Origin of the sequence: Auritidibacter ignavus (assembly GCF_029853775.1) — a bacterium.
GTDB classification, from domain to species: Bacteria; Actinomycetota; Actinomycetes; order Actinomycetales; family Micrococcaceae; genus Auritidibacter; species Auritidibacter ignavus.
Genome location: NZ_CP122564.1, coordinates 1,415,872 through 1,436,830, shown reverse-complemented (window position 1 = coordinate 1,436,830; position 20,959 = coordinate 1,415,872). Strand labels below are relative to the sequence as shown.

The window sequence follows — 20,959 nt, the reverse complement described above, 5'->3', positions numbered from 1 at the left end:
ATTCCGGCCGACGTGGCGCCCATACCCGTCACGCTATCGTCTTCCTCAGTGTTTGCCCTCCCGCCACAACACGTCTTCGGAATGGCCGAAGATTTGGGCTATGACGGCGTAGAAATCATGGTCACCCAAAACTCGTGGACGCAAGACCCGAGGAAACTAGACCAACTGTCGGAAAAATACTCCATGCCCATTCATTCGATTCACGCCCCGACCTTGCTGTTCACCCAACAAGTCTGGGGCTCGGCGTGGAACAAAATTGCCCGCTCGGCCGACATGGCCCGCGAACTGGGCGCTGATATCGTGGTTGCTCATCCGCCCTTCCGCTGGCAGGGGCGCTACGCCAAAGGCTTCAAAGACGGAATCCGCGACATCATGGATGCCACCGGGGTGATGATTGCGGTGGAGAATATGTACCCTTGGAAGGTCTCCGGGCAAGAAATCAAAATGTACCTGCCGCACTGGGACCCCACCCCGGAAGATTATGACCACATCACGTGGGACTTCTCCCACGCTGGAATCTCTGACGCCGACTCGCTGGCGGTCTTCAAATTGCTCGGGTCGCGGCTGAAACATGTCCACGTCACCGATGGGACGACCAGTGCCGGAGACTCCCACTTGATTCCGGGCCAGGGTGAACAACCGGTGGCCGAATGCCTGCAGTATCTGGGAGCCACCGGATGGGACGGAGCCGCCTGCGTCGAGGTTTCCACCCGTAAAGTCTCCTATGCCGGGGAACGTGAAGAAATGCTTGCCGAGGCCCTGAGATTCACTCGCTTCCACCTGGCCGTCGGGCAAACTGCCCAGTGCCAAGCTCAGGCCACAGGGCAGTGCAACGGCCAGCACATCGCCTCACTTCATGAACAGGCTCAGACCCAACCAATGCAGATTATTTCCAACCACCAAAGAAAAATGCCCCGAGGTGACGATGACTAACGCAGCACACCAGCCCGCCGATGTGAAACTAGCCGTGATTGGACTGGGTCATATGAACACCGCCATTGTGGCCGGCTATGTGGCCACCGGCGCTGCGCCGGCGGCCATCCAGGCCACCACGCACTCTATCGCCAGCGCTACCGCCAAAAGCGAGAAACTGGGCATCACTGTCGTCTCCCTGGACAGCAACCCCGAAGCTAACCGCCAAGCCGTGGCTGAGGCAGACGTGGTACTGGTCGGGACCAAGCCGGCCGATATTGTGCCCACCCTCAGCGACCTGGCACCAGCTCTGCCGGACCGGGCTGTCGTGGTCTCGGTGGCTGCAGGCATCACCCTGCAGGCGATCACCGAGGCCGTCGGAGCCGACCAGCCGGTGGTGCGGTGCATGCCGAACCTACCGCTGACCCTGGGCAAAGGCGTGGTGGGTATGGCCGGTAATCAGGCGGTCACTGACCGAGGGCTGGCCCAAGCGGAGGCGATTTTCTCCGGTTCGGGGCGTGTCTTCCATGTGCCCGAAGACCAGATCAACCTGGTTGCTGCCATTGCCGGATCCGGGCCGGGGTACATTTTCCATATCACCGATGTGCTGGCCCAGGCTGGTGCCCAGCTCGGCCTGGACCCTGAGACCGCGGTGGAGCTGGCGCGTTTGACCGTATCCGGTGCGGGGGCGATGCTGGGTGAAGACGGAGCCGACCCCAAGGCGCTCACCGACCAGATTTGCACCCCGGGAGGTACCACCGAAGCTGCGGTGAATGCCATGGATGACTCTGGGCTTCAGGAGTTGCTGGTGACGGCTGTGCACGCCAATATTGCCCGCAGCGAGCAGATCGCCAACTCCTAAGGTTGGCTCACGACAGAACCGCTCGTCCCGGTCCCGGCTGCCTAAGATCGGTCGGCGAAATTCTCAAGGTCTTCGATCGGACCGGCCACAATGAGCTCATCCCGGGTGCGTAGCACCGTCTCCGGCAGGGCCGTGGTGTAGGTACCGGAGTTGCGACGATAGGCCACAATGGTCACCCCGTACCGCGAGCGGGTCTTCACATCAACCAGTGGTTTGTGTGTGATTCGTTCGGGGGCCTGCATTTGCGCAATAGCCCAGCCACCACGGAACTCGATGAACTCCATCATCGTCCCGGTCAAAAGGTGTGCGGTGCGCTCGCCGGCATCTTGTTCCGGCAAAATGACGCGGGAGGCCCCGATCCGTTCCAAAATGGTCCGGTGCGAGGGTGTGACCGCTTTGGCTAAGACTTTATCGATGCCCAGCTCCACCAAATTCACCGTGGTCAGCACCGAGGCCTCGATCGACGTGCCGATACCGCACACAGCAATGTCGAACTCGGCGGCACCGAGCTGTTCCAACGCTTCCGGATCGGTCGTATCGGCCTGGACCACGTGAGTCAACGCGGGCGAGTATTTCTGCACCAAAACCGGATCACGGTCAACGGCCATGACTTCTTGGCCCCGCGCGGTCAATTCTAGCGCCAGGGCGGCGCCGAAACGGCCCAAACCGATCACCAGCACGGGGGCGTGGGAATCAATGGTGCGTTTAGGAGACATCAGCCGATCACGGGCCTTTCTTCGGGATAGTTATACAGCGTGGGGGCATGGCGCGTTGCCAGCCCGGCGGCGAAAGTAATGGTACCGACCCGGCCGAGGAACATCATCACACACAGCACCAGTTGCCCCCAGGCCGGGGCCTGCTCCGACAGACCGGTGGACAGCCCGCAGGTTCCGAAAGCCGAGAGAACTTCAAAACCCACCTGCTCCACACTGGCGCCAGTCAATACCGACAGCACAATCATCGCTGTCAGCACCGCGACTCCGGAACCGACCAGCAGTGCAATCGCCACTCGGATGGTATCAGCAGGAATGGTGCGATGGAAGACGGTCACATGTTGACGTCCGCGGGCCTCGGCGACAATGGCTAAACACAGCACCGCCAAGGTGGTGACTTTGATACCTCCGGCCATGGATCCGGATCCGCCTCCGATAAAGATCAGGGCATACATCAAAAACATGGAGGCCGGCGTGAGCTCTTCGACCGGATAGACGGCATAACCTCCCGAGCGAGGCATCACCGTCGAAACCACCAAGGTTTGGAATTTTTCCATCGTGTTGAACTCACCCAGGGTATCCGGATTATTCCATTCCAACAGACCGAACCCGATAAAACCCACTATCAAGAGGATTCCGGTGGCCCACAAGGTGAGCTTGGCGTGCAGGTTCAGTCGCGCGCGACGTCTCATCACCTGTTGCAGGACCAGCAGGGTGGGGGCTCCCAGTGACCCGATGATCACGCCGAGACAGACGGTGAGAATGATCCACGGGTCATGTGCGTAGGCCGTTAATCCCATCGGGTGAAGCGAAAATCCGGCGTTGCAGAAAGCAGAGATCGCGTAGAAGATGCCGTACCAGATGCCGGTAAGCCCATCGTCGGTGTAGTCAATAAATCGGGGAATCAGCACCGCGGCGAGAACAGTCTCAATGGCGAATGTGGTGACCAGGACGGTAAGAATCAGTCTGCGGGTCGTACCGATGCTGGATGAGCCGGTTGCTTGCATACTCAGCAATCGCGAGCTGAGTCCGATCCGTTCTGACACGGCCATCGCGAGCATCCCGACCATGGTCATCACCCCAATGCCACCGACTTGGATGGCGATCAGAATGATAATTTGTCCGGTCAATGACCAGTGTTCTGCGGTATTGACCGAGGACAGCCCCGTGACTGTGATCGCCGAGACCGCAGTGAACCCGGCATCGTTGAGCGCGGTCGGACGATGGTTGGCTGCCGCGACCGGCAACGACAGCAGTGCGGTGAAAACCAGAATGACCAGCATGAACAGCCCGATGGCTACCCGTGCTGGAGACAGCACAAGTAAGGAGGAGACCATGCCACGCATGGTGGAGTATCCGGGGATGGTTCGTGCGGGATACTCCCGGTCCTGCTGGGTGGGGAACCTACCGGAGCGTTGATGAATCATAGCGACACCATCATGCTCCGGAAACGGTGAAATGCCTAGTCTTTTCCGTTGTATGTCATCACAAACTACCGCCCGGGCCTCGGAGCACTTACCCTAAGAGTGATGACTGACACAGACAAGACCCCGGTGCCCACCGCTGTGATGTGGGATGAAGAGTTACTGAAGTACCGTTTCAGTGATACCCACCCGATGGCCCCCATTCGCCTGGAGCTGACCTACCACCTGGCCGAACAACTTGGCGTGCTGGACAACGACCAGCTGAGTATCATGTACCCGCCGGTGGCCACAGATGCCGAGCTGGCCCGCGTCCATACAGCGGACTACATTGCCGCGGTTAAACACGCCTCGGACTACGATGACGCGGCCCAGCTCGAGACCGATCCTTCCCGCCACCAGGACAAGGAACGCTTCGACCGGGCCGGTCTGGGAACTGAAGACTGTCCGATTTTCGCTGATATGCACACCTCCTCGGCGCGTATCGCCGGCGGTTCCTTGCGAGCAGCCCAAGCCATCGCCTCCGGGGAGGTCTCTCGCGCGGTCAATTTCGCCGGCGGACTCCACCACGCCCACCGGGCTCAGGCCTCCGGGTTTTGTATCTACAACGACGCCGGGCTGGCCATTGCACACCTGCTGGATTCCGGGGTCGAGCGAGTCGCTTATGTTGATCTGGACGCCCACCACGGTGACGGCGTGGAAGCGCTGTTCTGGGACGATCCGCGGGTGCTGACGATCTCCATCCATGAATCCGGACTGATGCTGTTCCCCGGCACCGGTTTTGCCCGGGATTTCGGCGGCGATGACGCCCAGGGGTCAGCGGTGAACGTTCCGATTTCAGCTGGAGCCGGCGATGCCGCGTTTCTGCGGGCGGTTCACGCGGTGGTTCCGCAAGTGCTGAAGGCCTTCTCTCCGGAGGTATTGATCACCCAGCACGGTTGCGACGGTCACCGGCTGGACCCGCTGGCCGACTTGAACCTATCCGTCGACGGCCAACGTCAGATGATGTTGGATGCTGCGATGTGGGCCGAAGATTTCGCCGATAACCGGTGGCTGGCCCTCGGGGGCGGAGGGTATACCCCTTATCAGGTGGTGCCACGTATTTGGGCACATTTGATTGCGATCGTCGCCGGGAACCCGATCCCGTTGCGCACTGGCATTCCGCGTCAGTGGCGCGAAAAAGTTGCCGAAGTCTCCGGGTTGGAGTTGGAAAAAATACCGGAGCTGATGACAGATAATGTCGATGTGTGGTGGAGGTCGTGGGAAGTTGGTTATGATCCGGCTGACCATAACGACCAGTCAGTGATGGCCACCCGCAAGGAGATCTTTCCACTGCACGGACTCGATCCCTGGTTTGACTGATCACAAAGTCATGACAATTCACTTCGGAACCGAACTGAACTTCTGTAACCGGAGTGGATGCACTACAATTTCCAAGGTGACCCAAATCAGGGATGATCACGCGATCACCCCGAACTTCCCCTCGGGTATCACGGCACGGAAACGTTGATGGCAACGCCATCGCGCTCTTCGTCACAACACCGTTTATTTATTAATCAATGTTGAACACCGTGGAGGGGTGCACAACGTGGCACAGGGTGAAAACTTCGCCGATGCGAAATTCATGACCGTCACTGAGGTTGCTGAGATGATGCGAGTCTCCCGCATGACGGTCTACCGGATGATTCATGCCGGTGAACTCCCCGCCGTCCGGTTCGGACGTTCTTATCGTGTTCCCGAAAACGCTGTTGAACAAATCTTGTCGACTGGTTCAGCCGATCAAGCAACGGGCACGGAGGCCTAGTCTGCTGTCGCGAGCCCGCCGAGAATCCTCTGCTAGTGTTGTCATTCGTTAACACCTAGATCGCCGAAACGTTAGTCTTCGGTAAAATAGCTGGGAATCTGTACGTGTTGTGGTGTTGAGAGTTCTCCACTGTGGCGCGTTGCGGGAAAGACGAGACGACAGGAAGGAAGCCCATGGGCTCAGTCATCAAGAAGCGCCGTAAGCGCATGTCCAAGAAAAAGCACCGCAAGATGTTGCGTCGCACCCGCCACCAGCGCCGCAACAAATAGCATCCCGGCGCGTAGGGTCTAGTTGCCGTGGTGCGCTGATTCAGACGCACAGAGCCACCTGATTGTTCGGGTGGCTCTTGGTGTTTCAGCTGAACATTCCTCCTCCGCCCCAAAGCGCTATGGAAGGTTAGGCGATACCGATGTCCACTGACGACTGCGCACCAGACACACCGCCACCGGTATTGCAGGTGCTGGTGAAAAGCGGATGCCACCTCTGCGAGGAGGCAATTGCCACTGCCGAACAAATCGCAGAGGAATTCCACGTGGACTGTGGCGTGATTGATGCTAGTCTCCGCCCGGATCTGGCTGAGCGCTTCGTCGAAGAAATCCCGGTGCTGTTCGTTGACGGGTTACAGCGCGACTTTTGGCGCATCGACACTGTCAGGCTCCGAGCACTCTTGAGCGCCAGGAGACCGTCATCGGACAGACCATCGATAGAGGCCGAATAGCGTGCACCCGCTTGGCGACGTGACTAGTGGTCCTGCGGAGGCTGTGGTGGCAGCTGCATGGCCTGTAACCGCTGGACCTTCTCCCAGGCCTTAAACCGGAAATACTCCTGCGAAGTGGGCGTGAAGGTCAAAATCATCGCCACCACACCCAGTACCACGCTGACGACGGTGAACAGCGAAAACAGGTTGATTAACGACAACCCGGCGAAAACACATCCGATGATGCGGGCGATATTCGACCCGCGTCGCACGCCCCGGGCCACGAGCCAGTACAGCAGACCGGTCACCAGCGCTATGACGATCATCGTGGTCCGGGTCGCCATGCCCATCGGCCCGGCGATCATCTCAGAGAAACTTCCCATTTCTCCGGTGGTATCCATGGCGGCCATCATACTGTCTAGTTGAGCGATCTCTTGCGAGCTCAAACCAAAGTTCGGTAACAGCGCTTGAATAATGGAGGTGAGCACATACAGCAGGCCTGCGATGAGGATCATCCAATACGACCACACCACGTGTTGCGGTGCGGGCATGGTGGCTTGTTGCGTGCTCTGCTGAGCGGTCGGTGGCTGATTGAAACCGGCCGGAAAGGGATACTGTTGTGCGGGCAGCTGTGATTCGGTCGGGGGAGTGCCGTACTCGGAACCGTAGGCCTGCTGGTTGTCCTGCTGTTCAGGCTGTGGCTGGTGTGGAGTGAAAGTGCCGTAGCGGGGTTTGGTGTACCCAGCGTGATGCTGGGCGTTCGATGTCTGGTCGGAAGATCCTGCCTGTGCGCTACGTTCCTGTTGCCATCGCTGGAACTCTTCACCGGTGAGTCGGACACCGTACCGGGGCTGGTCGGATTGATCTTCTTCAGCCGCACCGGAGGTTTTTCGATCGTGATGCTGCTCGTCCTGGGGATGCTGGGAGCCGTGGGTGGGCTCTGAACCGGAGGGTTGCTGATTCTGCTCATCCGGGTCCCGACGGTGGTTCTCACTCACAAGATTGTCCTTATCTGTTGACTGATACCGTGCATACTCTGGTTGTTATCCTAACGATCCGGACGTCATCACGGCGATCTTTCAGCAAGATCTGAGAGACTAGACAGCATGAGTGTTGCCACGATCCACATGGTCCGTCACGGGGAAGTGCACAACCCCGGTCAGGTGCTGTACGGCAGATTACCTGGATTCCATCTCTCGTCGCTGGGATACCAGATGGCAGATGCGATCGCTGACTGGTTTGTCGACCGTGCCACCGAACGCGGCGAAGCCCCCAAGATTCTGGTCTCATCCCCGCTATTGCGGGCCCAAGAAACCATCCAGCCCTTGGCCGAAGCTCTGGGTTTGCCGGTGCGTATCGAGCGTCGTGTGATTGAAGCCGGCAATAAATTTGAGGGTCGCTCCGATATGTCAAGCCAGCTGAAAAAACCCTGGAATTGGCCCCTGGTGCTGAACCCGTCCCGCCCGTCCTGGGGCGAGCCCTATCGGGCCCAGGTACAACGGGTTAGCTCGGCCATGTTTGACCTGCGCGATGAATTGCTGGCTCGGCACGGTGGGGGCGAAGCTGTGGTGGTGTCCCACCAGTTGCCCATTTGGGTCACTCGGCTTAGTGCTGAGCGCGCCAGACTCTGGCACGACCCCCGAGAGCGAGAATGTTCCCTGACCTCGGTGACAACCTTCCATTTTGATCCCGGCTACCACTTGCCGCGGATCGAGTACCGGGAGCCGAACGCCGAGCTGACCGGCTCAGCCGCGGCACTGCCGGGGGCTTGATCGTGAGCATCGCGATATCGGCACCTGAGACCGTGAATGCGAATCAGACCGCCGGGCCCCGTTAGAATAGACGGACCCGTTTGTCAGCGTCGCAACACACCTCGAGTCCTTCGTTCGCGTAGGAGAAACCCAACGATGAGAGATCCTCGCTTGCACACTTCTGCCACCAGTCGCCGTGCGGTCCTGGGCGGCCTCACCGCTGTGCTGGTTGCCCCGGTGCTGGCCGCTTGTTCTTCCACCGATCCGCTAGCAGAACAGGCCGGGAACGCCGACGGCAAAAACTACATTGCCGGTGACGGTTCAGTGCTGGAGATCAGCCCGGAAGACCGTGGCGAACCGATCGAGTTCACCTCCACTACCTTCGATGGCACGCCGGTGAGCACCGCGGATTTCGCCGGATCGCCGGTGATGCTTAATTTTTGGTACGCCGCCTGTGCCCCATGTCGGGTTGAGGCCCCCGACCTGGTGGCGCTCCATGATGAATTTGGTGACCGGGTCGCCTTCTACGGGGTCAACGTCCGCGACACTGCCGGCACCGCCGAAGCTTTCGAGCGCAATTTCGAGATTACTTACCCGTCCCTGGAAGAACGGTCCGGGGAGGTGTTGCTGTCGCTGTCTGACTTCGTGCCGCCCCAAGCAGTACCGACCACACTGGTCTTGGACTCCCAAACCCGCGTGGCCGCCCGCATCCTTGGTATTGCTGAGCGCGCCACGTTGCGTTCCTTGATCGATACCGTCGTAACCGAGTAAACCTAAACTGTACCTTGATGACCCCGCATCTGCCCCTTGCCACCCACTTGACCGGTCTGGCACCGCTGTCTCAGGCCAACTCCTTCGCCGAAATTGCGCTGGACGGCTCGCTGCTATTAGCAATTCCGGTGGCTTTATTGGCCGGTCTGGTCTCGTTCCTTTCTCCCTGTGTGCTACCACTGGTTCCCGGCTACCTCGGCTACGTCACCGGTCTGTCAGGGGCCGATCTCGCCGATGAGAAACGTGGCCGCATGGCCGCCGGCATTGCCCTGTTTGTCGCCGGATTCACCCTGGTCTTCGTGCTATTGGGGCTGGTGTTCTCACAGGTCTTTGTCTGGGTACAAGGCGAGGGACAATGGCTGACCCAAATCCTCGGGGTGGTGGTGATCTTGATGGGGATTGTGTTCATGGGCGGATTCTCCTGGTTCCAGCGCGACCGCAAGATCACCTACCAGCCCTCCGCCGGGCTGGCAGGTGCCCCGGTATTGGGGATGATCTTCGGGCTCGGGTGGGCTCCCTGCATCGGTCCCACCATGTCGGCTGTACTCCTGCTATCCACCGCTGGATCCCCCAACCCCTGGCGTGGCGGTATTCTGGCCTTCGCCTATTGTTTGGGACTGGGTATCCCGTTCCTGCTGATTGCCTTGGGATTCAAGAAATCTCTGGGGGCACTGAAATTCTTCCGCACCCACCGGGTCGCCGTGATGCGTTTCGGTGGGGGCTTGCTGATTGTGTTGGGCCTGCTGATGGTCTCCGGTTTGTGGAGCGCTTGGGTCAACGAGTTGCAGGTGTGGTTCAGTAACGAAGTGAGATTACCGATCTAATGACATCAGAACAGACGAAAAAACCACAGCTTCCGAAACTGGGTGTCACCGGAACCCTCCGCTTCATCTGGACCCAGCTGACCTCCATGCGCACCGCGCTACTGTTGCTGTTGCTGTTGGCAGTGGCTGCCGTGCCGGGATCGATCTTCCCCCAGCGACCGGCCGGCCCCGAAGTTGTTGAGCAATGGATCGAAGACAACCCCGGAATTGGCCCGGTGCTGGATTCCCTGCAGTTCTTTGATGTCTACTCCTCGGTGTGGTTCTCCGCGATCTACCTGTTGCTGTTCATCTCATTGGTGGGCTGTCTGATTCCCCGGGCCAAGCAACACTGGAAACAACTGCGCTCTCAACCTCCGCGGACGCCGCGCCGGCTATCCCGCCTTCCGGAGTACGGTCGCCTCTTGTTGCGCGAGCAGGGGCCAAACCCTACCGAGGCGATCGACCAGGCCACCGCGATCCTGTCAAAGCGCGGGTACCGGGTCGATGTTCGTGACGAATCCGCCGGTAAGGGACACACCAAAACCCGGGCCGCCTCGGTGGGAGCCGAACGTGGCTACCTGCGAGAAATCGGAAACCTGATCTTCCACTTCGGACTCCTCGGCGTGCTGATTTTCATCGCTGTGGGTGGCATGTTCAGCTATAACGGCCAAAAAGTTCTCGTTGAGGGGGAAGGGTTCACCAATAACCTGGTCGCCTACGACTCCTTCACCCCGGGCACCGCTTTCGACGAAGAGATGCTCTCGCCCTTCTACGTCGAGCTTGACGACTTCGAGATCGAGTACGACCGCACTTCCACCTCCCACTACGGGCAACCGCTGACCTACACTGCGACGATGACAGTCCAGAGTTCGCCCGAGGCCGAGCCGTATCACGATACCCTGAAAGTCAACGACCCACTGACCGTCGACGGGGTGCGGATGTTCTTGGTCGGTAACGGCTATGCGCCCACTATTGTGGTCCGAGACGGCGAAGGGAATGTCGCCTTTGACGGGCCGGTGATCGCCCAAATCCAAGAGCCGGGCACCAACACCTCCTTGGCGGTCATTAAAGCCCCCGATGCTCAGCCGGACCAGCTGGGCTTTGTGGGATTGTTTTTGCCGACCTCCTACACCGGCGAGGATGGAGTCGCCGTCTCGGTCGATCCCGATGCGGGCAATCCCGAATTGATCCTGAACTCCTACTACGGCGACCTCGGCCTGGATAGTGGCGAACCGCAGAACGTCTATGTGCTCAACACCGAGAACATGACGGAGCTGAACTCACGCACCAACGACAACGGTGGGATCACCTTAGGACTGGGAGAAACGTACGAACTGCCCGACGGCAAAGGGTCGATCACCTTTGAATCCTTAGATCGCTACGTTGGGCTCGATATTCACTACGATCCGGCCAAATGGGGTGTGGGTATTTCTGCGGTGCTCGCGTTGGGCGCACTGGCGGTGTCACTGTTTGTCCGTCGCCGTCGTGTTTGGGTGCGCGCCACCGAGGATCCCATCACGGGGTCCACTGCGATCGAGTATGGTTTGTTAGCGCGCGGAGAGTCCTTCGGATTGCGCGAAGAAAACATCAAGATTCGGCTGGCCATGGAAGAGATCTGGCCGGTGATTCCACCTGAGGAATCTGGACCGGTACCTGAGGAATCGGCTCGTGGGGCAAAGCGATCTGGCCCTTCGTCATAACTGCGCGTGGTGTGGGAAGAAACGTAGAATACCGGTGACAACTCCCCACCGCGAGTTCGACCATCGACTAACGGAGACCCTCGATGAAACCAGTCAATGAGACCCTCGGCGAGTACAGCGATCTCTTTATGCTCATCGCTGCCCTGGTCTACCTTGTCGCCTTTTTCTTATTCATGTGGGACATGGCCACTGCCTCGAAGACCATTCGCCGCGTCGAGAACGAACTCTATGATGATCACGTGCGTGAACTGGAAGAAGTTGGGGAGCGCAAGGCCCAGAAAACCGCCAACGCGGAGGTGAGCGCACCGGCGCTGGTCGGTGCCGGTGGTGGTAGCTCCACCGCCGCGTGGGACGACACCGGGCGGGAAGACACCGATGTTTCGGGTCCGGCCGACCGTCTCGACCAGCGTCAGACGTCAGGACACACAGCTGATATGTTCGGTGACCACCGGGTGGGTGCTCGACTGGTCTCCGACGATATGGACTATTCCGGCCACACGCGCCGGCCCTGGGCCAATGTGGCCGTTGCGATCACGGTTTTTGCTGCGGTGATCCACACAGCCGCTGTGATCTCTCGTGGCGTGGCAGCCAACCGTGTGCCCTGGTCGAACCTGTACGAATTCATGACCACCGGAGCGTTGGTTATCTCGCTGGTCTACCTCGGGTTCCTGATCCGCAAAGACCTCCGCTTTGTGGGGACCTTCGTCACCGCCGTCATCGTGCTGATGCTCACGGCAGCCACGATTGGTTTCGCCACGCCGGTCGCCAACGAGCAACCGGCGTTACAGTCCTGGTGGCTGGTTATTCACGTCTCGGTGGCGGTGATGGCCACCGGAATCTTCTCCCTGACGTTCGCCATGTCGGTGTTGCAGCTGATCAAACAGCGCGCCGAGGTCAAAGCCAAAGCCGGACAGCAACCCTGGTCTTTCTTGCGCCTGGTCCCCTCCTCCTTCGCCTTGGAGAATTGGACGTACCGCTTGAACGCTGTGGCCTTCGTGATGTGGACTTTCACGCTGATCGCCGGTGCGATCTGGGCCGAGCAGGCTTGGGGGCGCTACTGGGGCTGGGACGCCAAAGAAGTGTGGACTTTCGTGATTTGGGTGGTCTATGCAGGCTACCTGCACGCGCGCGCCACCCGCGGCTGGACCGGGACCCGTGCGGCCTGGTTGAACATCATCGGCTTCACCTGCCTGGTCTTCAACTACACCATCGTCAACCTCTACTTCCCCTCGCTACACTCTTACGCTGGAGTCTAAGCCTCAAAAAGCCCGGACATGGTCGGTCACGAAAGCCTGCATATGACGTATCATGACATGCCGAACAGCGATGTTTTTCCGGATCTCCGGGATTCTGGGAGGGGCACTCGGGACGTGGCCTAAGATCCGGTAACCTCACCTTCTATGAATGCAGAGACCATCTCCGAGATGCTCGGTCAGGTAGAGGACATGGCCTGGCAACTTCTGGGCATGCCTGTGATCATCCTGCTCGGCTTTTATCTCACCGTGCGTACCGGAATGGTCCAGATTCGACATTTGCCCGATATGTTCCGGGCGATCACCGACCGTGCCACGCGCGACGATACGGGACGCACCCGGTCTCTGTCGGCCTTCCAAGCCTTCGCAGTGACCGCCTCGGCCCGAGTTGGCACCGGAAATATCGCCGGAGTGGCCGGTGCCATTGCTATGGGAGGCCCGGGCGCCGTTTTTTGGATGTGGGGTCATGGCGATCCTCAACTCGGCCGCGTCTTTTGTGGAGTCCACACTAGCCCAGCTGTACAAGACCCGTCGTTTCGACACTTTTAAGGGCGGACCGGCCTATTACATCGAACGAGGTCTCGGTTCTCGCGCCGGTGGCATTGTCTTTGCCGTGATCTTTATCTTCTGCTTCGCCTTGAGCTTCACCTCGCTACAGGCCAATACCATCGTGGACTCTGTGACCGGTGCCGCGACCGAACTCGGCGTGGAGGATACCACCGCACTCATCTGGGGTCTGGCCGTGGTGCTGGTGATTCTCACCGGCCTGATTGTCATCGCCGGTTTGCGCCGCGTGGCAAGGGTGGCTCAAAACGTGGTGCCCGTGATGGCGATGCTATACATTCTGCTCGGGCTTGCGGTGATGATCATCCATATTGACCAGCTTCCCACCGTCATGGGCCTGATCTTTGGTGAGGCATTCAATTTTGAGGCGGCCGCCGGTGGCGCATTTGGCACGGTGCTGATGGCCGGTATCCAACGTGGCATGCTCTCCAACGAGGCAGGCATGGGGTCGGTGCCGAACGTGGCCGCCACGGCCGATGTCTCTCACCCCGCGAAACAGGGTCTGGTGCAGTCCCTGGGGGTTTACCTGGACACCCTTGTCATTTGCTCAGTTACGTCTTTCATTATCCTGTTTACGTACCCCGATCCAGTTGCGACCGCAGACGCCAATCCGGGGGTCGAACTGACTCAGATGGCGTTGACCTCAACGTTCGGCGCGTTTGGTGCTGTTGCCCTGGCCGTGATCATTCTGCTGGTGTCGTTCACCTCAATCCTGGGCAACTACTCCTATGGCGAGGCGAACATCTTGTTCCTGTCGGATTCAGAGAAACTGCGCAAAATCTACGCGGTGGTGCTGACCGGCGTGGTCTTCGTGGGATCGACGATTTCGGTGGATATCGCCTGGGCGATTGCTGGAGTCACCATGGTCGTCATCGCGCTGTTCAATTTTGTGGTGATCACTGAGATGTCTGGTACCGCGATCCGCCTACTCAAACACTACACAGCACAACGACGTGACGGTAAAGAACCGATCTTTCTCGCCTCCGATATGCCTGACCTGGAAAACATCGAATGTTGGACAACGGAAGACATCTCAGGACACCGGCAACCCCACACGTAGCGGTGCTTCTGGCTTGTGGCTAGGACCGTTGCGATCCGGTCGAGTCGCCAGGGAAATCCTCGTCGTCGGGATCGTCTGGAGTCTCGGAACTGTCATTGGTGTGAGCAGAATCGTGCCGTTCTCTGAGCTTCCGCTCGTAGGCGTCTAACTTGGCTTCTCGAGCGTCGAGCTGTTCTTCACGAGCTTTCTGGCGACGCTGAATATCGAGACGACGCAAGAATTCGTCATCATCGTCTGGGGACTTCGGCCGGGCCGGCTGTTGTTTGCCACGTTGTGGACTCGACCCCAAACTGCCGGGCTGTGGCAGTGCACGACGGTGGCCAAAGAACAGCCACAGCAAGGCTCCCACGGCAGGAACGAGAGCGATAATCACTAGCCAAGCCGGTTTTGCCAGGGTGCGGATGCGCTCTCGGGGAGTTTGCATGCACTCGACGAAAGCGTAGATCATCACGCCGAGGGCGACGATCGCTAGTGGAATCAGAAAACGCATGGTACCAGTCTACGAAGGAACGGGTCATCGCGCGTGCTCGTTTCTCCGGAAGAACGATCCCGGGTTTAGACTGGGACACTATGAAGTTTCTGGTCTATGGTGGCTTGCGCCTGTTGCTGTTCGGATTGGCCTTTGCAATCACCGCCTATGTCACCTCGTCGTGGCCGTTGGCTGCCTCGTGGACCTTTGCCACGGTGATCGGTCTCATCGTCAGTTTCGCGGTGGGATACCTCCTGTTGGACCGGCTACGCAATGCAGCCGGACAGAACCTGGCAGATATTTTCTCGCCGAACCGCAAAGAAAATGGGGTCCAAGAACTCAAGGACGCCGAAGCCGAGGACAGCTTTACCGCCGGCCGGTTCCACGACGCCCAGCAGCAACGTGGCGAAGCCGAAGCCGAAGCGCAACGGGCCGCAGCCGAACTCGACGCGCAACGCTCCGAGAAGCGGTAGGGCACCAGTGTTCTAGAGCAGAACGCCTGCGGTGAACAACATTGCATACATCAAGCCCAGGATACCGGTGAGTTTCAAGACGGGAATCAGGTCTTGGCGGTCCGTGGACTCAATCATGATGATGGAGGGGCGGATGGAGATGCCCAACACGATCAGTAACAACAGCAACCACGGGTGGATCGGGACGAAGAGTAGCGGGAGTACCACGGCGATGAATAGCATCACCGGATAGCTCCAGCGTGCAGCGGTGTCACCTAGTCGCACGGCTAGCGTCATTTTTCCGGTCTCGCGGTCGGTGGGAATATCGCGGACGTTATTGGCCATCAGCAGCGCGGTGGAGATCAGGCCACACCCGATCGCTCCCATCCACGCCAGCCCGGAGAGGGCGAGCGCCTGAGTGTAGGTGGTACCCAATACCGCGACGAGTCCGAAGAAAATGAAGACGAAGACTTCGCCTAATCCCATGTACCCGTAGGGGTGTTTGCCCCCGGTGTAATACCAGGCGGCCAACACGGCCAGCACGCCGATGACGATCAGCCACCAGGTTCCTGACAGGCCGATCAGGATCAGACCCGCGAGTCCAGCCACGCCGAAACATCCGAACGCCGCCAGCTTGACTCGACGCGGTTCGGTGGATCGTGAACCGGTCAGCCGGAAGGGACCGACCCGGTTGTCATCGGTGCCACGGATGCCGTCGGAGTAGTCATTGGAATAGTTGACCCCGACCTGCATGGCCAGCGCCACGATGAGCGCAAGGACAGCGCGTAGTGGGTTGAAGGAGTCCAGCTCCGCAGCTGCGGCCGAGCCAACCACGACCGGAGCGATGGCCATGGGAAGGGTGCGCAATCGTGCAGCTGAGACCCACTGAGAAAATGTTGCCACCTGGTGTGTTACTCCTTGGTCTGACTCGAGGCATCACGGGATGGAGTGCCTTCCGGTGCCGATGATGGCACCCCTTCACTGTAGTACTCACTCGGAGAGCAACTGTTGAAGATAACGCCGGTCGGGCTTGCCGTTGGCGAGCAAGGGGATCCGATCCAGAACTGTGAAGGACTTGGGCGCGGCCGCCTCACCTAGCTGCGCACGTACCCAACGACGAAGGGCTGTGTCTCGTTGGTTCTCCGACTCGATGGCCGCATCCTCAGCCGGCACGATACCGGCGACAATACGTTGTCCCCAGTGGTCATCGGCCACCCCGGTCACAAAAGCCTCGCGAATTGTCGGATGTGACTCCAGCACCCGCTGGATTTCGGCGGCGGAGACCTTGACCGCTCCCGAGATCAGCACATCATCCACCCGTCCCAGCACACGCAGTTGCGGAGTGTGAGAGGTTGAGGCGGTGAGGATTTCCCCGTAGTCATCGGTGAGGTAGGTGCGGGTGCCATCCGGGCCGGTCCGAAAATGCTCGGCGGTGAGCTTGGGCTGGTCCAGGTAGCCGGTAGCGACCATGGCGCCGGTGAGGGTGACCCGGTCCACCGCGGCCCCGCCGGCGATGGTGTGCCGGGCCAGCCCCAGGTCCACGCCCGGTAGCGGCCGACCGTTGTAGACGCACCCACCACACGTTTCCGAGGAACCATAGGTTAGCATCAGCTTGATGCCGTGCTGGCGGGCTGCCTCGACGCTGGCCTGCGGCGCGCGGGCGCCACCGACCAACACGGCGCTGTAGGACCGCAGGCCATCGATCACCTCGGGGATCGCCTCCCCGGCCTCCAGAAGCCGGGTCAGTTGCGTGGGGACCAGCGAGACGTACCGGGGTTGGTCCACCGGGGTGCGCCCGTTGAGGCCTGCGGTGGTAGCAACGAACTTTTCGGCCGTAAAAGATCCGGAGGGCAGCACCAGTGGCGTGGTTCCGGCCATGATCGATCGAGACAGCACCGCGAGACCAGCCACGAACTGGGCCCCGACCGCCAGCAGCCAGCGTCCCTGACCGGCCAGCGCTTCCGCGGTGGCGGTTGCCGAGGCCTGCAACGCGGAGGTAGACAACAGGGTTTGTTTGGGCCTGCCGGTGGACCCGGAGGTGCGAACCACCGCGGCGATGTCGGGGCCCCCGCCCCGAGCGGGGTCTCTGGCCTCGGGGCGGAAGATCACCTCGCCGGAGCCGGTGAACTCCACCGGATCACCGGTGTGGTCCATCGCGCGTTGCAGCGCAACGAGCATCTGGTCGAGCTGGTGCGGTGTTGGTAAGTCCATGCCGTGACGACCCTATCGCGCGGACGGGATTAGAAATAGCGAGGGAACGCCGACCAGTCCGGGTCCCGCTTTTGCAGAAAGGCGTTCTTGCCTTCGACGGCTTCATCGGTCATATAGGCTAGGCGGGTTGCCTCGCCGGCGAAGACCTGCTGGCCCGCCATTCCATCGTCGGCCAGGTTGAAGGCGAATTTCAGCATGCGAATGGCTTGTGGGGACTGGGCATTGATATCGGCGGCATACTGGAGTGCCACGTCTTCGAGTTTCTCGTGCGGGACCGCTTCATTGACCGCACCGGCGTCAACCATATCTTGGGCAGAATACTCACGCGCGGTAAAGAAAATTTCTCGGGCCTTCTTCTGGCCCACCATCCGGGCGAGCAGGGCTGAGCCGTAGCCGGCGTCAAAAGAGCCCACGGTCGCATCGGTCTGCTTGAACTTTCCGTGCTCGGCCGAGGCCAATGTCAGATCAGCGACAACGTGCAATGAATGGCCACCACCGGCTGCCCAGCCATTGACCAGGGCGATGACCGGTTTGGGGGTGGTGCGGATCAGGCGTTGGACTTCCAGGATGTGCAGGCGCCCGGCACGGGCGGGGTCGATCGTTTCAGCGGTATCCCCGCAGGCATAGTGGTAGCCATCCCGGCCACGGATCCGCTGGTCGCCACCGGAACAGAAACTGTGGCCACCATCCTTGGGCGAGGGGCCGTTACCGGTCAGCAGGATGCACCCCACGTCTGAGGACATCCGGGCGTGGTCCAGGGCCCGGTAGAGCTCGTCGACGGTGCCGGGACGGAAAGCATTGCGTACCTCGGGACGGTTGAAGGCGATGCGCACGGTCGGCAGATCGCCCACCCAGTCCCCGTTGTCATCGCGGAGCACCTGGCGGTGGTAGGTCAGGTCGGTGAAATCACATCCTGGCACCACCCGCCACTGGCTCGGGTCGAAAATATCTGAGACCTTCTCAGGAACGGAGGTATCGGCCGGTTGGGGCCGGGCAGGGTAAGGCTGTGCAGAGTGCGTGGGCGAAGTCTCGGTCATGGAACCCAGTCTAGTCATGATGGTCGCTGGTTAGACTGGTGAGCACAGCAACAGCCAGTAACTACCTCACGGTGTCGAGACCTCAACAGAGAGCACATCATGACTACACACTCGTTGCAACGACTGGATTGGGATGGAGCGGTCAATGCCTGGCAGATTCGTCCAGGGTTCTTCCGAATGGGACGGGCTGAAGCGCTGACTTCTCGTGGCTGGGACCAGATGGTCGATGCCGGCGTGGGGACGGTGGTTGATCTGCGTAATACTCCCGAGATGCGCAGACGGTCCACCGATCCGGTAGCTGGGCAGCGTCCCGCAGCGCTCACTCGGGTCAACACGCCTGTCCACGAGCTGCAGCGCGAGGAGTTTTGGGCCCGGTATGACCCCTACCCGCGGGACCCGAGTAGCTACCAGGACATCATCGAGACCTTCCCGGATATGGTCGCCACCGCGGTGGAGGCGGTGCTGGCTCCGCTGGAGCGTGGGGAATCGGTGGTGGTGCACTGCTCGGCAGGTCGCGACCGGACCGGGTTGGTGGTTACCCTCGCCCTGCAATCCGGCCGCGTTCCCGGCGGTGGTACGACCCTGCACGAGCTTCTCGCCGTGCACGAGGCCGCCTTACGTGGCATCAACGACCACCACTTGCACTCGGCGGTTCCGCATCCGGTCGAGCGTGGGCTCACCGGCGAGGAGTTTGAGCGCGACCTAGCTTTTCGTGCCAGGGCTCTGGAAAAGTTTGTGCGACAATGGACACCGCGCCGGGTTGCGGAGTTCTTGGACCTCGCCGAGCAGGACCGCACCTAGTTCTCCAGCTTGCGTCCGGTGGTTTCCGGTGCCAGGACGAACATGACGATCACGGCCACCACCACGGTGCCGGCTCCCACCAGGAAGCTTCCCGGCAGACCCAGGACCGGGACCAGCGCGGTGATAAAGATGAGCGGTCCAACACCGGCGGAAATACGGGAGATGGTTGAAGCCCAACCGAAACCAGAGGCCCGTAGCTCGGTGGGGTAGATCTCAGAGGCATAGGCATACATGACTGGGATCGCGACCTGAATGACCATTCCGTAGGTCAAGATCACCGGTAGTACCGCGGAGGGGACGTCCAAGACCATCGCCAGTAGCACCAAGAGTAGCGAGCCGATGATCGCCGAGATGGCCAGCAGCGGTCGACGACCGGTTCTTTCGATCAAGTAAGTGGCAATCAGTGCGCCCACCAGACCGGAGGCGGCCATACCACCGGTGGTGATAAAGGCCTGGGACTCGACGTACCCGGCCTCGATGAGGAAGGTCGGCAACCACTGCAAGGAAACGTAGTAGACGAACATGATGGTCAAGAACAGCAACCAGACCGACAGAGTGATTTTCCACGAGTACGCCCAAACACGACGTAGCTGGTCGAAAATCGCCCCCGAGGACATCGTGGGAACATCCGTCATGGTTTCCAGCTGATAGGGTTTCGGTTCGGCCCCGGTGGCCTCGACCAGCCGGTCAATGACGTGGCGAGCCTTGTCGTGTTGGTTAGTGCGAATCAGATACATCGGTGATTCCGGGACCCAGAGCCGCACGAAGATCAGCAGTATGGCTGGCAGTACCATGACCAGCATGGTCGGTCGCCAGTCAGCAAAAATCCCCACGAGCCAGGCGGAGACGAACCCAGCCAGCGCGGCACCGATCGGCCACCACGCGTCCATGGCTGCCAGTACTCGGCCACGTTGTCGACGTGGCGTGAATTCTCCGACCAGGGCGTAGTCGACCGGAATCGCGCCCCCGAGCCCGAACCCGGCAATGAATCGCAGAATCGCGAAGGTGACGACATCGGTAGCAAACACTCCGGCAATGGTGAACAGTGCGAAAGTTGCAATGGTGGCGGTAAAGGCGGCTTTGCGCCCAATGCGGTCAGCGATGGTGGACCAGACAAAGGCACCGACGGCCATGCCCAACAGGTTAGCGGCGCCGATCCAGGCAGCTTGACCTGGCTCGAGATTCCATTCCTCGGAGAGCAGCGGGATTAACACACCGTTGAGTGAGACGTCCCAGGCGTCAAACATGAATCCCAGACCGCCGATCAGGAAGATTCGTCCCTGAACGTTCCATTTCCAGGGCAGATTCTGGACGACATCGCTACCGGTGAGAGTGTGTGATGATGAGTGAGCCATGCCATGATGCTAGGACAGTGCGTCGCCGATTGCATGCCCAGGCCCTGAATGAGTCGTCAGCTGACGACTGCGGACGTAACACCCGTCCCGTCGGTGGAGCAGGGACCGATGCTACGCCCGTTGGTCACACGGTGGCTACTACCTGAGGCGAGCGTTTAGACCTCGCGGGCCAGCAACGTGTCGTGGTCCTGGGTAGACAGTATCGATTTGTTCGGAATGTTATGGCCTTCTAGCGACAGGGGAGACCAATTACCTACCATTCCTGACTATCTCTGCTTGCATCAGACACTTTAGGATCGTTAACCGCTTTTGTCTCGACGTTC

23 protein-coding genes are annotated in these 20,959 nt (G+C 60.0%); 15 read left to right on the top strand and 8 right to left on the bottom strand.

The window, feature by feature from the left end:
- Positions 1–933 carry a sugar phosphate isomerase/epimerase family protein gene (locus QDX22_RS06555; RefSeq protein WP_369859708.1) on the top strand — a complete coding sequence of 311 codons (933 nt, stop codon included), beginning with the start codon at positions 1–3 and terminating at the stop codon, positions 931–933.
- Entirely contained in the window at positions 926–1,774 is an 849-nt protein-coding gene (gene proC, locus QDX22_RS06550; protein WP_208392142.1) for a pyrroline-5-carboxylate reductase, read from the top strand. The genes QDX22_RS06555 and proC overlap by 8 nt, the downstream gene beginning before the upstream one ends.
- A gap of 41 nt (positions 1,775–1,815) precedes the next feature.
- On the opposite strand, the gene QDX22_RS06545 is transcribed toward proC, so the two are convergent.
- Both QDX22_RS06545 and QDX22_RS06540 read right to left on the bottom strand, forming a co-directional pair.
- A complete protein-coding gene (locus tag QDX22_RS06545; protein WP_110098001.1) occupies positions 1,816–2,490 on the bottom strand; it encodes a potassium channel family protein in 675 nt (224 codons plus the stop codon).
- On the bottom strand, positions 2,490–3,914 hold the full coding sequence (locus QDX22_RS06540; RefSeq protein ID WP_110098000.1) for a TrkH family potassium uptake protein: 1,425 nt from the start codon (positions 3,912–3,914) through the stop codon (positions 2,490–2,492). Before QDX22_RS06540 ends, QDX22_RS06545 begins: the two co-directional genes overlap by 1 nt.
- Before the next feature lie 102 nt (positions 3,915–4,016).
- On the opposite strand from QDX22_RS06540, the gene QDX22_RS06535 reads away from it, so the two are divergent.
- From QDX22_RS06535 to QDX22_RS06520, 4 genes are all read left to right on the top strand, one after another.
- Positions 4,017–5,270 carry an acetoin utilization protein AcuC gene (locus QDX22_RS06535; RefSeq protein WP_122548913.1) on the top strand — a complete coding sequence of 418 codons (1,254 nt, stop codon included), beginning with the start codon at positions 4,017–4,019 and terminating at the stop codon, positions 5,268–5,270.
- 226 nt (positions 5,271–5,496) lie between these two features.
- Positions 5,497–5,712, top strand: a complete 216-nt coding sequence (locus tag QDX22_RS06530) for a helix-turn-helix domain-containing protein (protein ID WP_110098187.1) — start codon at positions 5,497–5,499, stop codon at positions 5,710–5,712.
- 173 nt (positions 5,713–5,885) lie between these two features.
- Positions 5,886–5,981, top strand: coding sequence for a 30S ribosomal protein bS22 (locus QDX22_RS06525; protein ID WP_110097998.1), 96 nt, complete (start codon positions 5,886–5,888; stop codon positions 5,979–5,981).
- 140 nt (positions 5,982–6,121) lie between these two features.
- Positions 6,122–6,430: a glutaredoxin family protein gene (locus tag QDX22_RS06520; protein WP_110097997.1), complete on the top strand. Its 309-nt coding sequence runs from the start codon at positions 6,122–6,124 to the stop codon at positions 6,428–6,430.
- A 23-nt stretch (positions 6,431–6,453) separates the two neighbouring features.
- Here the strand turns inward: QDX22_RS06520 and QDX22_RS06515 are convergent, their stop codons facing one another.
- The gene (locus tag QDX22_RS06515) at positions 6,454–7,407 is read right to left on the bottom strand and encodes a hypothetical protein (RefSeq protein ID WP_122548912.1); all 954 of its coding nucleotides are present in this window, start codon (positions 7,405–7,407) and stop codon (positions 6,454–6,456) included.
- 108 nt (positions 7,408–7,515) lie between these two features.
- Here QDX22_RS06515 and QDX22_RS06510 point away from each other — a divergent pair, with 108 nt between their 5' ends.
- The 7 genes from QDX22_RS06510 to QDX22_RS06480 all read left to right on the top strand — a co-directional run bounded on the left by QDX22_RS06510 (position 7,516) and on the right by QDX22_RS06480 (position 14,311).
- A complete protein-coding gene (locus QDX22_RS06510) occupies positions 7,516–8,181 on the top strand; it encodes a histidine phosphatase family protein (protein ID WP_279717646.1) in 666 nt (221 codons plus the stop codon).
- A 135-nt stretch (positions 8,182–8,316) separates the two neighbouring features.
- Positions 8,317–8,931, top strand: coding sequence for a TlpA family protein disulfide reductase (locus tag QDX22_RS06505; protein ID WP_110097994.1), 615 nt, complete (start codon positions 8,317–8,319; stop codon positions 8,929–8,931).
- Positions 8,932–8,948: 17 nt separating this feature from the next.
- Positions 8,949–9,755, top strand: a complete 807-nt coding sequence (locus QDX22_RS06500; RefSeq protein ID WP_110097993.1) for a cytochrome c biogenesis CcdA family protein — start codon at positions 8,949–8,951, stop codon at positions 9,753–9,755.
- Positions 9,755–11,434: a cytochrome c biogenesis protein ResB gene (gene resB, locus QDX22_RS06495; protein WP_110097992.1), complete on the top strand. Its 1,680-nt coding sequence runs from the start codon at positions 9,755–9,757 to the stop codon at positions 11,432–11,434. Before QDX22_RS06500 ends, resB begins: the two co-directional genes overlap by 1 nt.
- Before the next feature lie 83 nt (positions 11,435–11,517).
- Positions 11,518–12,690 (top strand): c-type cytochrome biogenesis protein CcsB, encoded by a 1,173-nt coding sequence (ccsB, locus tag QDX22_RS06490; protein WP_110097991.1) that lies wholly within the window; start codon positions 11,518–11,520, stop codon positions 12,688–12,690.
- A gap of 144 nt (positions 12,691–12,834) precedes the next feature.
- Positions 12,835–13,236 (top strand): alanine:cation symporter family protein, encoded by a 402-nt coding sequence (locus QDX22_RS06485; RefSeq protein ID WP_233242919.1) that lies wholly within the window; start codon positions 12,835–12,837, stop codon positions 13,234–13,236.
- Positions 13,154–14,311 carry an alanine/glycine:cation symporter family protein gene (locus QDX22_RS06480; RefSeq protein ID WP_244924650.1) on the top strand — a complete coding sequence of 386 codons (1,158 nt, stop codon included), beginning with the start codon at positions 13,154–13,156 and terminating at the stop codon, positions 14,309–14,311. Before QDX22_RS06485 ends, QDX22_RS06480 begins: the two co-directional genes overlap by 83 nt.
- 19 nt (positions 14,312–14,330) lie before the next feature.
- Here QDX22_RS06480 and QDX22_RS06475 read toward each other — a convergent pair whose 3' ends face one another.
- Positions 14,331–14,801, bottom strand: coding sequence for a PLD nuclease N-terminal domain-containing protein (locus QDX22_RS06475; protein WP_110100676.1), 471 nt, complete (start codon positions 14,799–14,801; stop codon positions 14,331–14,333).
- Between the two features lie 80 nt (positions 14,802–14,881).
- Here QDX22_RS06475 and QDX22_RS06470 point away from each other — a divergent pair, with 80 nt between their 5' ends.
- The gene (locus QDX22_RS06470) at positions 14,882–15,253 is read left to right on the top strand and encodes a DUF4229 domain-containing protein (protein ID WP_110100675.1); all 372 of its coding nucleotides are present in this window, start codon (positions 14,882–14,884) and stop codon (positions 15,251–15,253) included.
- Positions 15,254–15,265: 12 nt separating this feature from the next.
- Here QDX22_RS06470 and QDX22_RS06465 read toward each other — a convergent pair whose 3' ends face one another.
- The 3 genes from QDX22_RS06465 to QDX22_RS06455 form a co-directional block, all read right to left on the bottom strand.
- On the bottom strand, positions 15,266–16,135 hold the full coding sequence (locus QDX22_RS06465) for a 1,4-dihydroxy-2-naphthoate polyprenyltransferase (RefSeq protein ID WP_122548909.1): 870 nt from the start codon (positions 16,133–16,135) through the stop codon (positions 15,266–15,268).
- Positions 16,136–16,222: 87 nt separating this feature from the next.
- Positions 16,223–17,443, bottom strand: coding sequence for an AMP-binding protein (locus tag QDX22_RS06460; RefSeq protein WP_243857481.1), 1,221 nt, complete (start codon positions 17,441–17,443; stop codon positions 16,223–16,225).
- Positions 17,444–17,472: 29 nt separating this feature from the next.
- Entirely contained in the window at positions 17,473–18,480 is a 1,008-nt protein-coding gene (locus QDX22_RS06455; RefSeq protein ID WP_122548908.1) for a 1,4-dihydroxy-2-naphthoyl-CoA synthase, read from the bottom strand.
- A 99-nt stretch (positions 18,481–18,579) separates the two neighbouring features.
- Here QDX22_RS06455 and QDX22_RS06450 point away from each other — a divergent pair, with 99 nt between their 5' ends.
- Positions 18,580–19,281, top strand: coding sequence for a tyrosine-protein phosphatase (locus tag QDX22_RS06450; protein WP_122548907.1), 702 nt, complete (start codon positions 18,580–18,582; stop codon positions 19,279–19,281).
- On the opposite strand, the gene QDX22_RS06445 is transcribed toward QDX22_RS06450, so the two are convergent.
- Positions 19,278–20,636: an MFS transporter gene (locus QDX22_RS06445; protein ID WP_122548906.1), complete on the bottom strand. Its 1,359-nt coding sequence runs from the start codon at positions 20,634–20,636 to the stop codon at positions 19,278–19,280. The two genes, QDX22_RS06450 and QDX22_RS06445, sit on opposite strands and share 4 nt — an antisense overlap.
- Positions 20,637–20,959: the final 323 nt, after the last annotated feature.

Coding starts and splice junctions, on each gene's coding strand:
- proC (WP_208392142.1), top strand. CDS start 926: ATGACTAACGCAGCACACCAGCCCGCCGATGTGAAACTAGCCGTGATT.
- QDX22_RS06545 (WP_110098001.1), bottom strand. CDS start 2,490: ATGTCTCCTAAACGCACCATTGATTCCCACGCCCCCGTGCTGGTGATC.
- QDX22_RS06540 (WP_110098000.1), bottom strand. CDS start 3,914: ATGATTCATCAACGCTCCGGTAGGTTCCCCACCCAGCAGGACCGGGAG.
- QDX22_RS06535 (WP_122548913.1), top strand. CDS start 4,017: ATGACTGACACAGACAAGACCCCGGTGCCCACCGCTGTGATGTGGGAT.
- QDX22_RS06525 (WP_110097998.1), top strand. CDS start 5,886: ATGGGCTCAGTCATCAAGAAGCGCCGTAAGCGCATGTCCAAGAAAAAG.
- QDX22_RS06520 (WP_110097997.1), top strand. CDS start 6,122: ATGTCCACTGACGACTGCGCACCAGACACACCGCCACCGGTATTGCAG.
- QDX22_RS06510 (WP_279717646.1), top strand. CDS start 7,516: ATGAGTGTTGCCACGATCCACATGGTCCGTCACGGGGAAGTGCACAAC.
- QDX22_RS06505 (WP_110097994.1), top strand. CDS start 8,317: ATGAGAGATCCTCGCTTGCACACTTCTGCCACCAGTCGCCGTGCGGTC.
- QDX22_RS06500 (WP_110097993.1), top strand. CDS start 8,949: ATGACCCCGCATCTGCCCCTTGCCACCCACTTGACCGGTCTGGCACCG.
- resB (WP_110097992.1), top strand. CDS start 9,755: ATGACATCAGAACAGACGAAAAAACCACAGCTTCCGAAACTGGGTGTC.
- ccsB (WP_110097991.1), top strand. CDS start 11,518: ATGAAACCAGTCAATGAGACCCTCGGCGAGTACAGCGATCTCTTTATG.
- QDX22_RS06485 (WP_233242919.1), top strand. CDS start 12,835: ATGAATGCAGAGACCATCTCCGAGATGCTCGGTCAGGTAGAGGACATG.
- QDX22_RS06480 (WP_244924650.1), top strand. CDS start 13,154: ATGGCGATCCTCAACTCGGCCGCGTCTTTTGTGGAGTCCACACTAGCC.
- QDX22_RS06475 (WP_110100676.1), bottom strand. CDS start 14,801: ATGCGTTTTCTGATTCCACTAGCGATCGTCGCCCTCGGCGTGATGATC.
- QDX22_RS06470 (WP_110100675.1), top strand. CDS start 14,882: ATGAAGTTTCTGGTCTATGGTGGCTTGCGCCTGTTGCTGTTCGGATTG.
- QDX22_RS06460 (WP_243857481.1), bottom strand. CDS start 17,443: ATGGACTTACCAACACCGCACCAGCTCGACCAGATGCTCGTTGCGCTG.
- QDX22_RS06455 (WP_122548908.1), bottom strand. CDS start 18,480: ATGACCGAGACTTCGCCCACGCACTCTGCACAGCCTTACCCTGCCCGG.
- QDX22_RS06450 (WP_122548907.1), top strand. CDS start 18,580: ATGACTACACACTCGTTGCAACGACTGGATTGGGATGGAGCGGTCAAT.
- QDX22_RS06445 (WP_122548906.1), bottom strand. CDS start 20,636: ATGGCTCACTCATCATCACACACTCTCACCGGTAGCGATGTCGTCCAG.